Annotated in this window: 10 protein-coding genes, 1 tRNA gene and 1 other RNA gene; 4 read left to right on the plus strand and 8 right to left on the minus strand. The window is 54.7% G+C overall.

Annotated features, from left to right (window positions below; translation table 11 throughout):
• Window position 1: 1 nt before the first annotated feature.
• The 7 genes from ACXUPB_RS09635 to betI all read right to left on the minus strand — a co-directional run bounded on the left by ACXUPB_RS09635 (window position 2) and on the right by betI (window position 9,970).
• Entirely contained in the window at window positions 2–889 is an 888-nt protein-coding gene (locus ACXUPB_RS09635) for a carbohydrate ABC transporter permease (protein ID WP_035563641.1), read from the minus strand.
• Complete coding sequence (locus ACXUPB_RS09640; RefSeq protein ID WP_035563644.1) at window positions 882–1,982, minus strand: ABC transporter ATP-binding protein; 1,101 nt, start codon at window positions 1,980–1,982, stop codon at window positions 882–884. The genes ACXUPB_RS09635 and ACXUPB_RS09640 overlap by 8 nt, the downstream gene beginning before the upstream one ends.
• The gene (locus ACXUPB_RS09645) at window positions 1,975–3,072 is read right to left on the minus strand and encodes an ABC transporter ATP-binding protein (RefSeq protein ID WP_035563647.1); all 1,098 of its coding nucleotides are present in this window, start codon (window positions 3,070–3,072) and stop codon (window positions 1,975–1,977) included. The genes ACXUPB_RS09640 and ACXUPB_RS09645 overlap by 8 nt, the downstream gene beginning before the upstream one ends.
• Before the next feature lie 237 nt (window positions 3,073–3,309).
• On the minus strand, window positions 3,310–5,796 hold the full coding sequence (locus tag ACXUPB_RS09650; protein ID WP_035563652.1) for an acyl-CoA dehydrogenase: 2,487 nt from the start codon (window positions 5,794–5,796) through the stop codon (window positions 3,310–3,312).
• 230 nt (window positions 5,797–6,026) lie between these two features.
• Window positions 6,027–7,700: a choline dehydrogenase gene (betA, locus tag ACXUPB_RS09655; RefSeq protein ID WP_035563655.1), complete on the minus strand. Its 1,674-nt coding sequence runs from the start codon at window positions 7,698–7,700 to the stop codon at window positions 6,027–6,029.
• 170 nt (window positions 7,701–7,870) lie between these two features.
• Entirely contained in the window at window positions 7,871–9,340 is a 1,470-nt protein-coding gene (gene betB / locus ACXUPB_RS09660) for a betaine-aldehyde dehydrogenase (protein ID WP_035563658.1), read from the minus strand.
• A gap of 24 nt (window positions 9,341–9,364) precedes the next feature.
• Entirely contained in the window at window positions 9,365–9,970 is a 606-nt protein-coding gene (gene betI / locus ACXUPB_RS09665; protein ID WP_035563660.1) for a transcriptional regulator BetI, read from the minus strand.
• Between the two features lie 216 nt (window positions 9,971–10,186).
• Here betI and ACXUPB_RS09670 point away from each other — a divergent pair, with 216 nt between their 5' ends.
• From ACXUPB_RS09670 to ACXUPB_RS09685, 4 genes are all read left to right on the plus strand, one after another.
• Complete coding sequence (locus tag ACXUPB_RS09670) at window positions 10,187–11,125, plus strand: choline ABC transporter substrate-binding protein (protein ID WP_423841381.1); 939 nt, start codon at window positions 10,187–10,189, stop codon at window positions 11,123–11,125.
• Window positions 11,126–11,224: 99 nt separating this feature from the next.
• Window positions 11,225–11,301, plus strand: a tRNA-Met gene (locus ACXUPB_RS09675).
• Between the two features lie 52 nt (window positions 11,302–11,353).
• An RNA gene (gene ffs / locus ACXUPB_RS09680) (signal recognition particle sRNA small type) lies at window positions 11,354–11,450 on the plus strand.
• 236 nt (window positions 11,451–11,686) lie between these two features.
• Window positions 11,687–12,892: an IS256 family transposase gene (locus ACXUPB_RS09685; RefSeq protein ID WP_035565815.1), complete on the plus strand. Its 1,206-nt coding sequence runs from the start codon at window positions 11,687–11,689 to the stop codon at window positions 12,890–12,892.
• A 169-nt stretch (window positions 12,893–13,061) separates the two neighbouring features.
• Here ACXUPB_RS09685 and ACXUPB_RS09690 read toward each other — a convergent pair whose 3' ends face one another.
• Window positions 13,062–13,430, minus strand: a complete 369-nt coding sequence (locus tag ACXUPB_RS09690) for a hypothetical protein (RefSeq protein ID WP_179915933.1) — start codon at window positions 13,428–13,430, stop codon at window positions 13,062–13,064.
• Between the last annotated feature and the right edge of the window lie 17 nt (window positions 13,431–13,447).

Below are 13,447 nucleotides of genomic sequence, written 5' to 3' on the forward strand. Positions count from 1 at the left end.
GTTAGGTACCTCCATGCGGCGATTTGTCTTTCTGCATATTCATAATGGTGGTGTAGAACACCCAGCTCACCAGCAGAATGACCAGGAAATAGATCAGCGAGAACGCTGCAGAAGGTCCTAAATCCTGTTGGCCGACCGCCATCGTGGTTAGCGATTGGCTTAAGAAGGTGGTGGCGCTGCCCGGCCCGCCGCCTGTCAGTACAAAGGGTTCGGCGTAGATCATAAAGGAGTGCATAAAGCGCAGCAGCACAGCGATTACCAGCACGTTGGTTAGCTTGGGTAGCTGGATATAGCGGAACACGGCCCATTTTGAGGCACGGTCAATACGCGCTGCCTGATAATAGGCTTCGGGAATCGAACGTAGGCCGCTATAGCACAGCATGGCCACCAGCGGGGTCCAGTGCCATACGTCCATCAGAATGATCGTTACCCAGGCGTCGCCGGCATTGCGGGTGATGTTGTATTCGACGCCTAACTCGCGCAGGCCCCAACCCATCAAGCCAATATCGCCACGAGTAAATATTTGCCAAATACTGCCCACCACGTTCCAAGGAATCAGTAGCGGCAAGGTGATCAGGATCAGCACTGCCGAGGCTTGCCAACCGCGTTTGGGCATAATCAGCGCGATGCCAATCCCAAGGGGGATCTGAATGGCAAGAATAATCAGCGAAAATGAAATCTGGCGCAGAAACGCTGCTTGCAGCGCGTCATCGTTGAGCATGCTTTTAAACCACTCGGTGCCGGTGAAGAAGCTCGCATTCGGACCAAGCACGTCCTGCACCGAGTAGTTGACCACGGTCATCAATGGAATGATGGCGGAGAACGCCACCAGCAACAGCATGGGTAACACCAGTAGCCAGGCTCTGTTATTGGGTACTTTGTTATTCATGGCCAGCCTCCACCAGATATTCATCGATATATAGCGCCACATGGGCGGCGTCGAAGTGCGCAAACGCCGCTTCACTCACTGGTGAGTGTCCTTCAGGCAGGCGGGCTTTAAAGGTTTGCTCGTTGAGCTTGAAAGTCAGCAGGGAGTAGGTGCCCAGGTCTTGCACGCTAATTACTTGAATCGGCACGCTGTTGGCTGAAGAGCTTGAGGAAATCGCAATAAACTCAGGGCGAATACCTAGCTTGATATTGGCTGAGCTAGCGTTGGCGACGGCGTGCTTCATGTGCTCGCTAACCGGTAGCGGCTGTGCGCCGAACATCACTTGTCCGTCACGGTGTTCCACGGCCATAAAGTTCATGCCGGGGCTACCAATAAAGTAACCCACAAAGGTATGTGCGGGGCGCTCGAACAGCTCTCTCGGCGTACCGAATTGCACCACCTGACCCTCATACATCACGGCAATTTTATCCGCGAAGGTCGAGGCCTCGAGCTGATCGTGGGTCACGTAGATCATGGTGATGTTAAAGCGCTCGTGAATCTCTTTGAGCTTGCGGCGCAGTTTCCACTTTAGCTGCGGGTCGATCACGGTGAGCGGTTCATCAAACAGGATGGCCGTGACGTCGTCACGTACCAGTCCACGGCCCATGGAAACTTTCTGCTTCTCGTCGGCGGTTAGGTTCTTGGCTTTACGATCCAACAGTGGCGTCAACTCAAGAATGTCGGCGACTTCGAGTACCTTGGGTTTTACCCGGTACTCGGGGGTATTCATATTGCGCAGGGGAAAGGCGAGATTGTCGAACACCGTCATGGTGTCGTAGATCACGGGGAACTGAAAAACCTGGGCAATATTGCGCTCTTCAGGGGGTAGCTCATTGACTCGCTGGCCGTCGAAAAGCACGTCGCCCTCTGAAGGTTCAAGCAGGCCCGAAATAATATTGAGTAGCGTCGATTTACCGCAGCCCGATGGGCCCAGCAGCGCATAGGCGCCACCCTGGTGCCAGACGTGATCCATCTGCCGGATGGCGTAATCCGCCGCGCCCTTGGGCGTTTTTTCGTAGGAGTGCGCCAAGCCTTTTAGTGTGATCTCAGCCATGGGCAGCTCCTCCCTGACGCGCAGGAATATGGACCGTGTGGCCCTGCTTGTCGAAGGCGTAAAGTTGATGGGTGGGGAAGTAGACTTTCAGGGGTTCATTAACACTAAACTGGTGAATGCCCGCTAGGTGCAGCACTAAGGGGAAACGTTCGTGGTGAACATGTAGGAAGGTTTCTGAGCCGCTGATTTCCGCTACATCCACATGGACGTCCAGCGCCAGGTCATCGGCGCGTTGTGGCTGCAGGGTGAGGTGCGAAGCGCGGACACCAAAGTCGTAATCACCCGGTTCAAGGCGCTTTAGCTTGTCGTCACAGGGAAAGTGTAACGTTTGGTCAAAAGTGATTTCGCTGTCGGTCAATTGGCCGGGGACGATATTGATCGGGGGTTCAGAGAACATTTCTGCGCTAAAGCGACCATTCGGTTCGCGATAGACCTGCTCGGTAGGGCCGTATTGAAGAAGCTTACCCTCATGCAGCACCGCTGTGTTACCGCCCAGCGCTAACGCTTCATTGGGTTCGGTGGTGGCATACACCGCAATGCAGTTACGCGCTTTGAACAGATCGCGCAATTCATCGCGTAGTTCTTCACGCAGTTTATAATCCAGGTTGACCAGCGGCTCATCAAACAGAATTAACTCAGCATCCTTCACCAGTGCCCGGCCCATGGCGGTACGCTGCTGTTGGCCGCCGGAGAGTTCCTGTGGGTAGCGTTTGAGCAGGTGTTCGATATGCAGCATTTCAGCAATTTCGCCAACCCGCTTATCAATTTCGCTTTTAGGCTGTTTGGCCAGCTTAAGCGGTGAGGCAATGTTGTCGTAAACAGTCAGGCTGGGGTAGTTGATAAACTGCTGGTACACCATGGAGACATTGCGTTTTCGCACGGAAACATTCGTTACATCTTTGCCGTCCATGATGATTTTGCCCCGGGTGGGCGGTTCAAGCCCTGCCATTAGGCGCATCAGCGTGGTTTTCCCGGCGAGCGTTCGCCCAAGCAGCACGTTGAAGGAGCCTGGCTCAAGGGCTAGATCAACGCCACTGATATGCGGCACACCGTTAACGATGTGATCGATATTTTGCAAATGTAAGGACATGCCGATCTCGCTAGCGTCATTGTTATTGGAAATAGCGGTTGGAGAGTGCTATTTAAATGCGACTTGTTAGGGCTAATCGCTTTCGTTTACGAAAGGCTAGTTGATCGTTTGCGAACTTGCAACGCGTTTTTGATCCATCGGACTACGCATTTAGGCGTAGAAAGTGAACACAAAAAAGCCGACTCCTGCATGCCAGGAGTCGGCTTTCTTTACAGGTAATGCTTTGAAAAAGAGGTATTACTTAACGTTTTCCTCGGCCTGCTTTGGCGCTGGCGCAGGTTTTTCGTTGTGATCGATCAAGGTGGACTTATTCTTGGCAAAGGCATCGTAGGTGAAATCGTCCACGGTCAGCATTTCCAGAACTTCGGCCTCAAAGGTGCGCATGAACTCCGCATCCTCGGCACTGATCAGGCCTTTTTCCAGGCCAGCCTCAACGCGTGCTTCAGGGTGCAGTGCTGTTTGCGGTAGCTCGCCTTTGGCATAGGCTTTGTTCACCGTGCGGTAAAGCGCCTCAGCGCGATCGTAATCGATCAGCAGGGCGTTGTAGCGCGCCAGCGGGTTACGCTGTTCACCGTCATCCGTGTCCCATGTGTTTTCCAAAAGCTTGGTACGTAGGGCACTGTGAGTGGATACACGCCTGGCAATGTCGCGAGCCAAGTCATCGTGAGGTTTATTCCAGCGGCGGCCGGTCGGCATCACCACAGCATTAAGCGTTTTGCCTAGCGCGCGGTTAGGTAGATTGTCGAAAATCTCCACAAACGCCTGTTCGGCACGCTGCAGCAGGAAACGACAGCTGTAATGCAGTAGTGCTTCCTCACCTTCTACTTTACTGCCCGCTTGCCACTGCTTGAGCACCATCGAAGTTAGGTAAAGATTAGACAGCACATCTCCCAGCCGCGCAGAGATCATTTCGCGTTTCTTGAGCGCTGAACCCAGGCTTGCCATGGCGGCGTCGGCGCACAGGCCAAAGCCAGCGGAGAGACGGGCAATATCCTGAGCATAGACGGTGGCGGGGCCATCGAAGGGCACGCTGGCTTTGCCGATGCCAAAGCCCAAAGTAAAGGCGCGGGCCGCGTTACCAAAGATCAAGCCCGCATGACCAAAGAAGGCTTTATCAAACGCCTGCATATCATTGGCGTCTTTCGCCGCCAGCTCGTCCAGCACGTAGGGATGGCAGCGGATAGCACCCTGACCAAAGATCATCAGGTTGCGGGTCATGATGTTGGCGCCTTCCACGGTAATCGCCACTGGGTTGGCGCTGTAGCCGATACCGAGGTAGTTACGTGGGCCAAGGGTCACCGCCTTGCCGCCGTGTACGTCCATGGCGTCGCTAAGCAGCACGCGCTGGAACTCGGTCAGCTGGCTTTTCAGGATGGCCGAGGGCACCGCAGGCTTTTCGCCATGGTCGATCATGTTGGCAGTTTGATACACGGTGGCCTGGGAGATATAGGCAAGCGCCGCCATGCGAGCGAGGGGCTCTTGTACCCCTTCCATTTCGGCCACCGGTACGTTGAACTGGCGACGAACGCGGGTGAAACCGCCGCTCCAGCCTAGGGCGTAGCGTGCGGTGCCGGTCGCGCCTGAGGGTAGTGTGATGCAGCGACCAATAGACAGGCACTCCACCAGCATCCGCCAGCCTTGGCCGATCATGTCCGGGCCACCAATAATGGTATCCAGCGGTACAAAGACATCTTTACCGATAATCGGGCCGTTCATAAACGGGCTGCCGATGGGGTGGTGACGACGACCGATTTCCATGCCATCGGTATCGCGGGGAATTAACGCCAGCGTAATGCCGCGATCTTCTTCGTCACCGAGCAGCTTTTCCGGGTCAAACAGACGGAAGGCAAGACCAACGACTGTGGCGATGGGCGCCAGCGTGATCCAGCGTTTTTCAAAGTTAAGGCGCAGGCCAAGCACTTCTTCGCCATTGATAGTCTGTTTGCAGACTACGCCAGTATCAGGCAGCGAGGTGGCATCGGAACCTGCGCGCGGGCCGGTGAGGCCAAAGCAGGGGATTTCACGGCCATCGGACAAGCGCGGCAGGTAGTGATCTTTCTGCTCTTGGGTACCGTATTTAAGCAGCAACTCGCCAGGGCCGAGGGAATTGGGCACACCTACGGTGACCATCAGGGTTTCGTTGGCAGAGAGCTTCTGCAGCACCATGGACTGCGCTTTGGCCGAGAAGCCAAGGCCGCCGTACTCCTTCGGAATAATCATGCCGAAGAAGCCCTCTTTTTTCAGGTAGTCCCACAGCTGCTGGGGCAGGTCGGCGCGCTCTTGGGCGATATCCCAGGCGTTGCACATACCCGCGGCTTTGGCGCACTGATTATCCAGAAAGGCTTGTTCATCGTCGCGCAGGCCATCATCTTTGAAGGCGAGCAGCTTTTCCCACTGGGGTTTGCCTGAAAATAGCTCGCCGTCCCAAGAGACGCTGCCTGCTTCCAGAGCCGTGCGCTCGGTGGCGGACACTTTGGGGGCGACTTTCTTAAAGGTGGCGAATAGGCGTGGAGTAAGCCACTTGCGACGCAGCGTGGGCAGGCCTGCCACGGCTACTGCCGCAGCGCCAAGAAGCAGCAGGCCACCAATGATTTCCGCGTCAAACAGTAGGCCAACAAGGCCTAATACGCCAAGTACAGCTAGCGCCGCGGGGGCGCCTGCTTCGCGACGCATGACCACGAGCAAGCCGACAATGGCGAGCACGATCAGAAGTAGGGTGAGCATAGGTTATCTCTCTTTTTGCTGGCCACTGTTGCAGGCCGACTGTTGTTAATAAAACGCGAGTAACATGGTTGTTGAGATATTGAGTCGAACACTTGTTTGAATATTGGCAGATGGGGGCTATCACACGCAAGTTTTTAGGCACGTTTGGCGCAGCTTGTTCCTTTAACGTAGCCAAAAAAAACGCCATGGCGGCAAGCCATAGCGTTTGGAGTGGTAAACAGGCTAAATGTTCAAGCGCGTTTGGCCGGTGCACCGTTTGCCACATAGTAGTCAACGCTGGCGCGGGGGAGCGGCTCGTGCCCCTTAATACGGTCGGCGATTTTCTCCGCCAGCATGATGGTGGGCGCATTCAAGTTACCGGTAGGAATCACCGGAAAGAGGGAGGCATCGACCACGCGCAGACCTTCAATCCCATGCACGCGCCCTTGGCCATCGGTGACCGCCATCTCTCCTTCGCCCATTCGGCAACTGCCACACGGGTGGTAAGCGGTTTCTGCGTGCTGTTTAACAAAAGCATCTAGCTCAGCGTCCGTCTGAACGTTCGGACCAGGCGCTATCTCACGCCCTCGGTATTTATCAAACGCAGGCTGGGCGACGATGTCACGGGTGAGGCGGATCGCATCACGGAACTCTTGCCAATCTTTTTCTTTGGCCATGTAGTTGAACAGAATGCTGGGTGCCGCGTGTGGATCCGTTGACGTCAGGCGGATACGACCGCGACTTTCTGAGCGCATCGAGCCAACATGGGCTTGGAAACCATGTGCTTCTACCGCGCTTTTGCCGTTATAGCTGATAGCGATGGGCAGAAAGTGGTACTGAAGATTGGGCCACTCCTCTTCATCACTGCTGCGGATAAAGCCACAGGATTCAAACTGGTTGCTGGCGCCCACGCCGGTGCCATTGAATAGCCATTCGGCGCCAATCTTAGGCTGGTTGTACCACTTTAGCGCTGGATAGAGCGAGATAGGTTCTTTGCATTCGTATTGAATGTACATTTCCAGGTGATCCTGGAGATTTTCACCCACGCCGGGCAGGGCATGAACCGTCTCGATATTCAGTTCGTTCAGCAGTTCCGGGTTGCCAATACCTGAACGCTGCAAAATCTGCGGCGAGGCGATGGCGCCGCCACACAGAATTACTTCGCGGCGTACATAGGCCTGCTGTTTTTCACCTTTCTGCTCATAGCGAACGCCCACCGCACGCTTGCCTTCAAACTCGATCACATCGGTAACGGCATGGGTTTCGATGGTCAGGTTATGGCGCTTTTTGGCGGTATCCAGGTAGCCCCGGGCCGTGGATGCGCGGCGGCCTTTGGGCGTGACGAAACGGTCCATGGGGCCGAATCCCTCTTGCTGGTAGCCGTTGACGTCTTCAGTCTCTGGGTAGCCTGCCTGTTTACCGGCTTCAATAAAGGTGCGATAGAGCGGGTTGTTGGTGGGCTTTGGCGTGGTCACGCTCACCGGTCCATCGCCGCCGTGATAGCTGTTGGGCCCAATGTCGCGGGTTTCGCACTTTTTGAAGTAAGGCAGGCAGCTCAGGTAGTCCCAATCTTCGAGACCGGGTTGTTTGGCCCAGTTGTCGTAATCAAGCGCATTGCCGCGGATATAGCACATGCCGTTAATCAGCGAGGAGCCGCCCAGGCCTTTGCCGCGGCCACATTCCATACGGCGGCCGTCCATATAGGGTTCGGGGTCGGTTTCGAAAGCCCAGTTATAGCGCTTACCCTGAAGCGGGAAGGCAAGGGCGGCCGGCATTTGAGTGCGGAAATCGAAGCGGTAGTCCGGCCCACCCGCTTCTAGCAGCAGTACGCTGACGTTGCTGTCTTCGGTGAGGCGAGTGGCGAGCACGTTGCCCGCCGAGCCTGCACCGATAATGATGTAATCAAATTCGCGTGGTTGAGACATGGTGAGTTACCGAGGCTGAAGATGGGGCTGGGCTTCCTGGCGGTAGCTTTACGCGAGGGCGCTGTGAACCCATCCCTGGGCGCTACTTTTCCCATCCCTGGGAAAAGACCCTCGCTACAAGCCACCCCCAGCGCCCTGGTCAGTTATTGCGCGGAAAGTAGCACTTTGATTTAAAACACTGACTCAAATGGCCCCATCTCGATTTGAACTGACTTGGTTTGGGTATAGTGATTAAGCGTCTCGATACCGTTCTCACGACCAATGCCAGATTCTTTATAGCCGCCAACGGGCATTTCGGAGGGTGACTCGCCCCAGGTGTTGATCCAGCAGATACCCGCTTCCAGCTGGTGAATCACACGGTGGGCGCGGTTCAAGCTTTCGCTGAAGACACCAGCGGCAAGGCCGTAGGTGGTGTCATTGGCGCGACGAATGACTTCTGCTTCGTCATCAAAGGCGAGTACCGACATTACTGGGCCGAAGATCTCTTCGCGCACAATGCGCATTTCGTCGGTGCAGTCGGTGAAGATCGTCGGTGCCGCCCAGGCACCATTGGCAAAGCTGCCGGTATTCCACTCGTCGCCACCCACGAGCAGGCGAGCGCCTTGCTCCTTGCCCAGAGCAATATACGAAAGCACTTTCTCTTGATGTTCAAAGCTAACCAGCGGGCCAAAGTTGACGCTGGGATCCATCGGGTCGCCTGCTTTGATACGCTTGACGCGCTCTACCAGCTTGGCTTCAAAGACCTCTTTAACGCTGCGTTCAACAAATACCCGCGTGCCGTTAGTGCAGATTTGGCCGCTGGAGTAAAAGTTGGCCATCATGGCGGCGTCTGCAGCGCGATCAAGGTCGGCATCTGCAAAAACTAGTAGCGGCGATTTGCCGCCTAGTTCCATGGTGACGTCTTTTAGCGTCGAGCTAGCGGCGGCGGCCATGACTTTTTTGCCGGTGCCCGCTTCGCCGGTGAACGAGACTTTGGCGATACCAGTATGCTCAGTGAGCATGGCGCCTACACGGCCATCGCCCTGTACCACGTTAAAGACGCCATTAGGCAGGCCGGCTTCTGTGAAGATTTCCGCCAGTTTCATCACGGTTAGCGGGGTCACTTCGCTGGGCTTGAATACCACTGCGTTGCCTGCCGCAAGCGCCGGTGCGGCTTTCCAGCAAGCAATTTGGATCGGGTAGTTCCAGGCGCCAATGGCGCCAATGACACCCAGCGGTTCGCGGCGGGTGTACACAAAAGAGCTATCACGCAGAGGGATCTGGCTGCCTTGAATAGCAGGCGCCAAGCCAGCGTAGTACTCCAGCGCATCTGCGCCGGTAACAATATCGACACTGGCGGTTTCGCTGATCGGCTTACCGGTGTTGCGGGTTTCCAGCTCAGCAAGTTCATCATTGCGTTCTCTTAGCAGCGCGACGGCGCGCAGCAGAATACGCGAGCGCTCCATGCCAGTCATCGCGGCCCACTCGCGCTGGCCTCGCTGGGCAGCGGCGACCGCGGTGTCGACATCAGTTTGGCTAGCTTGGCCGATAGTGGCCAGCAGGCTGCCATCAAACGGGTTGGTAACGGTAAAAGTATCGCCTGAGGTGGAGGCTACCTGGCGACCATCAATATAAAGAGGCTGTACGTCTTGAGCGGCCATGTCGGTCTCCTTGAATATAAAAAATTAACTGTTCGTGTGGGATGCAGGCGTTGTACATCCATAATGAGCAAAAAGCTGATCGAGATAAGTGTGCGCAAGAAGGCGGGCTTCGTCAGCATCTAATCCTTCTGGGGTAAGGGCGCCACGTAGCCACAGACCGTCGATCATGGCAGCCAAACCACGCGCTGCGTTGCGGGCTTCTGCGCGGGCCATTACACGTCGAAACTGGTGACATAAGTTGCTGTAAAGACGACGATCATTGACGTTTTGCAACCGCTGTAGCATGGGTTTATGCATGCTGCTGGCCCAGAACGCTAACCACGTTTTAGCGGCGGGGCCGGTGACCTGGGTGCGGTCAAAGTTACCCTCAATAATGGCGCCAATATGAGCACGGGGAGAGTCGTCTTCCAACGCATGTCGGCGCACCGCAACGGCCCCGGTCAGGTCGGTCAGGATTTGCCGCATTGTCGCTTCCAACAAGCCATCTTTACCGCCAAAGTAGTGACTGATAATGCCCGCTGAAACACCCGCATGACGTGCAATGCGCATGACGGTCGTTTCGGCCAGGCCGACTTCATCAATGGCTGCCATGGTTGCGGTAATTAACTGCTGGCGGCGTATCGGTTCCATTCCCACCTTTGGCACAGCGCTCTCCTAATTCGTTGAATGCCTAGCAGGGCCACTGCTTGAAACCCAGGCGTAGACATGATTACCTAACCATGATGGCATTTTTTTATTGAACGTTCAATCAATAAAAGGCGCCGACGATTTCTATGCACTGCGACCACGGCAGCAACTGAGTGTTCGTATCTATGTAATTAGCAATAAGCTTATAAAGGGGCAACGATGATGAACAGAACTTCTTCACGCTACGTAGGTGCTTTATTGTTGGCAGCGGGTCTGCCAACGGCGGCTTTTGCAAACGAGTGCAGCAGTGTGCGCTTTGCCGAAGTGGGTTGGACGGATATTACCGCCACCACTGCGCTCGCCAGCGAAGTCCTCGAAGGGCTTGGCTATGAACCAAGCGTGGATACGGTTTCCGTGCCGATCGCCTACGCAGGCATGCGCAACAATGATTTTGATGTCTTCCTGGGTAACTGGATGCCTTCGATGGCTTCTATCAGCGACCCCTATATCGAGCGTGGCGAGGTTGAGCGCCTGGTGGCTAACCTGGAAGGGGCGAAGTACACCCTCGCGGTGCCCCAGTATGTTTACGATGCCGGTGTGACATCGGTTAACGATCTGGCAGAGCATGCCGACCAGTTTGATCGCAGCTTGCACGGCATCGAGGCGGGTAACGATGGCAACGAGATGATCGAGCAGATGATCGACGACGATGCCTATGGGTTGGGCGATTGGCAGGTAATAGATTCCAGTGAAGCGGGGATGCTCGCGGAACTGCGCGCTCGAGTGCCCAATGAGCAGTGGATGGTGTTTTTAGGCTGGGAGCCGCATCCCATGAACTCTAACTTCGAGATGGCCTATCTGTCGGATGCCGATGACTATTTCGGTCCAGATTTAGGGGGCGCGACCGTGCACACCAACACCCGAGCAGGGTTCGTGGAAGAGTGCCCGAACGTAGGTACTTTGCTGCGCAATATGACCTTTACGCTGGAGATGGAAAATCAGCTAATGAGCTCGATCATGGATGATGGTGAAGATCCCCGTGATGCCGCGCGTGACTACTTGAAGGCCAATGATAGCGTGCTTGACGAGTGGTTAGACGGCGTGACCACACGTAACGGCGAGCCTGGTGCTGAGGCCGTGCGTACTGCTATTCAATAAGTCAATTTCGATACGCTTTGTTGACTAGCAGGGCAAGCCGGAATCCGGCTTGCCTTTCATCGTTTAGGTAGGCATAATCTGCACCCGTTGATGAGGAAAGGCTACGTAGCTCAGCTGGTTAGAGCACATCACTCATAATGATGGGGTCCCCTGTTCAAATCAGGGCGTAGCCACCACATCAGCATTAGCACACTCACGTAATAACAGAGTGTGCCGTTATGGTGGCCCCTTAGGTCCTCCCGCAACGCTAAACTGCGAACCCCGCCAGGCCCGGAAGGGAGCAACGGTAGTGGTGGCTGCGTGTGCCGGGATGTGGCTTTTGGGGCCGCCTCCATTTTGGCTTTTCTAGTCTGTTGTGATATGAATTCCAGCCAAAATGCCATATTTTCCGGTTTGTCGTGACATAACCTATCTTTGTAGTAATTCTACGAAATGGGGTGGAGTCATTTATAAACACAAGCTCAGCCACCCCCGTGTCAGAAACTCTATAAATTTGTAGCGCAAAGGTAGTGTTCAGAATTCTGTGTCATTTCTTTAGACTGAACCGAAAAGAGATGACTTATGACCAAACCTATGTTCGATATGGATGCCGCACTTCAAGCTCTGCGTGAGGGCAAAGACCTCACCGGCAAAGACGGTATCCTGACCCCGTTGATCAAGCAACTCACCGAAGCCGCCATGCAAGGTGAGCTGGAGGCCCATCTAGCCTCGGAGGACACAGCCAACCGCAAGAACGGTTCCAGTCGCAAGACCATGAAGGGGCCGACTGGCAGCTTTGAGCTGGACGCACCGAGAGACCGGACCGGCTCCTTCGAGCCCCAGATCGTCAAGAAGCACCAGACCCACCTTACTGACGAACTGGAACGTAAAATCATTGCCCTGTTCGCACTCGGTAACAGCTATCAGGACATCCGTACGCACATCGCCGAGCTGTATGGTGTTTCGCTCTCCAACGGCACCATCAACGCCGTCACCGACAAACTGCTACCGGAGCTGCAAGCCTGGCGTGAGCGTGACCTGGAAGCTATTTACCCCATTGTCTGGCTCGACGCCATTCACTACAAAATCAAAGAGAATGGTCGCTACGTCAGCAAAGCGATCTACACGCTCCTTGGCCTGAACATCGAGGGCAAGAAAGAACTGCTCGGCCTCTACCTCTCGGACCAGGAAGGTGCTCACCACTGGCTCAGTGTACTCACGGACCTCTACAACCGGGGCGTCAAAGACATCCTGATTGCCTGTATCGATGGACTGAAGGGCTTCCCCGAAGCCATTGAGTCGATTTACCCCGACACCGAGATCCAGCACTGTATCATTCACCAGATCCGGAACTCGATGAAGTACATTGCCTCGAAAAACCAGAAGGCCTTTATGGCCGACCTGAAAGCCGTCTACAAGGCTGCCACGCTCAATGCCGCCGAACTTGCGCTTGATGACCTGGAAGCCAAGTGGGGTGATAAATATCCCATGGTTATCAAGTCCTGGCGGGACAAGTGGCCCACGCTCTCAGCCTACTTCAAATACCCCGATTACGTGCGCAAGGCGATTTACACCACCAACGCGGTGGAAGCCGTACACCGCCAGTTCCGCAAGCTCACCAAGACCAAGGGCGGCTTCGCCAATGAGAACAGCTTACTCAAGCTGCTCTATGCCGGTATACTCAAGGCCTCTGAGCGCTGGACGCACCCCGTGCAGAACTGGAACTTGACGCTGTCACAGATGGCCATCCACTTCCCAGGGCGCTTGGAACATCACATCAGCCTATAAGGCTGGTTGGCTGACACAGAGTTTTGAACACCCTCAGCGCAAAATCCATAACAGTAATAACTGTTGACTCGCTGCTCGAATTTTATGCATCCGCTATTTTCTTCATTCTTTAGTTTTACCTAGCTGCATAAACAAGGGTGCTTTGTCCCTGGATTAAATATTAAGTTTGCTAAACCAATAAATATAAAATTATTAAGGTTCCAACTCCTGCAGCTCCTAATGCGTCGAGCGTATCGAACAAATCATTTTCAACCATTTTCAATTCACTGAGAGAAAAATAGCGACCGAGTAACTGTGATATACCATTTGACGTTACACTTAATATGGCGATGGTGATCTCGATGTTTTCTATTCCCGTTAACCACAGCAGAGTCGCTAGTAAAGTAACTAAAACAACGCTGGCTCTAAAGGAAAGCCATTTAGCAGAATGAATAGAGGCGTTGACACCGCCTACCAAGTCCTCCGAGGTTGCCATTTTTTTGGGTAGAAGCCGTCTCCAAAAACCTTGGCTGGAGCCCAATAAATGCGATAAAACCATGTGCATACACCAGAATA

This window comes from Vreelandella sp. DA03-1M (assembly GCF_055725665.1).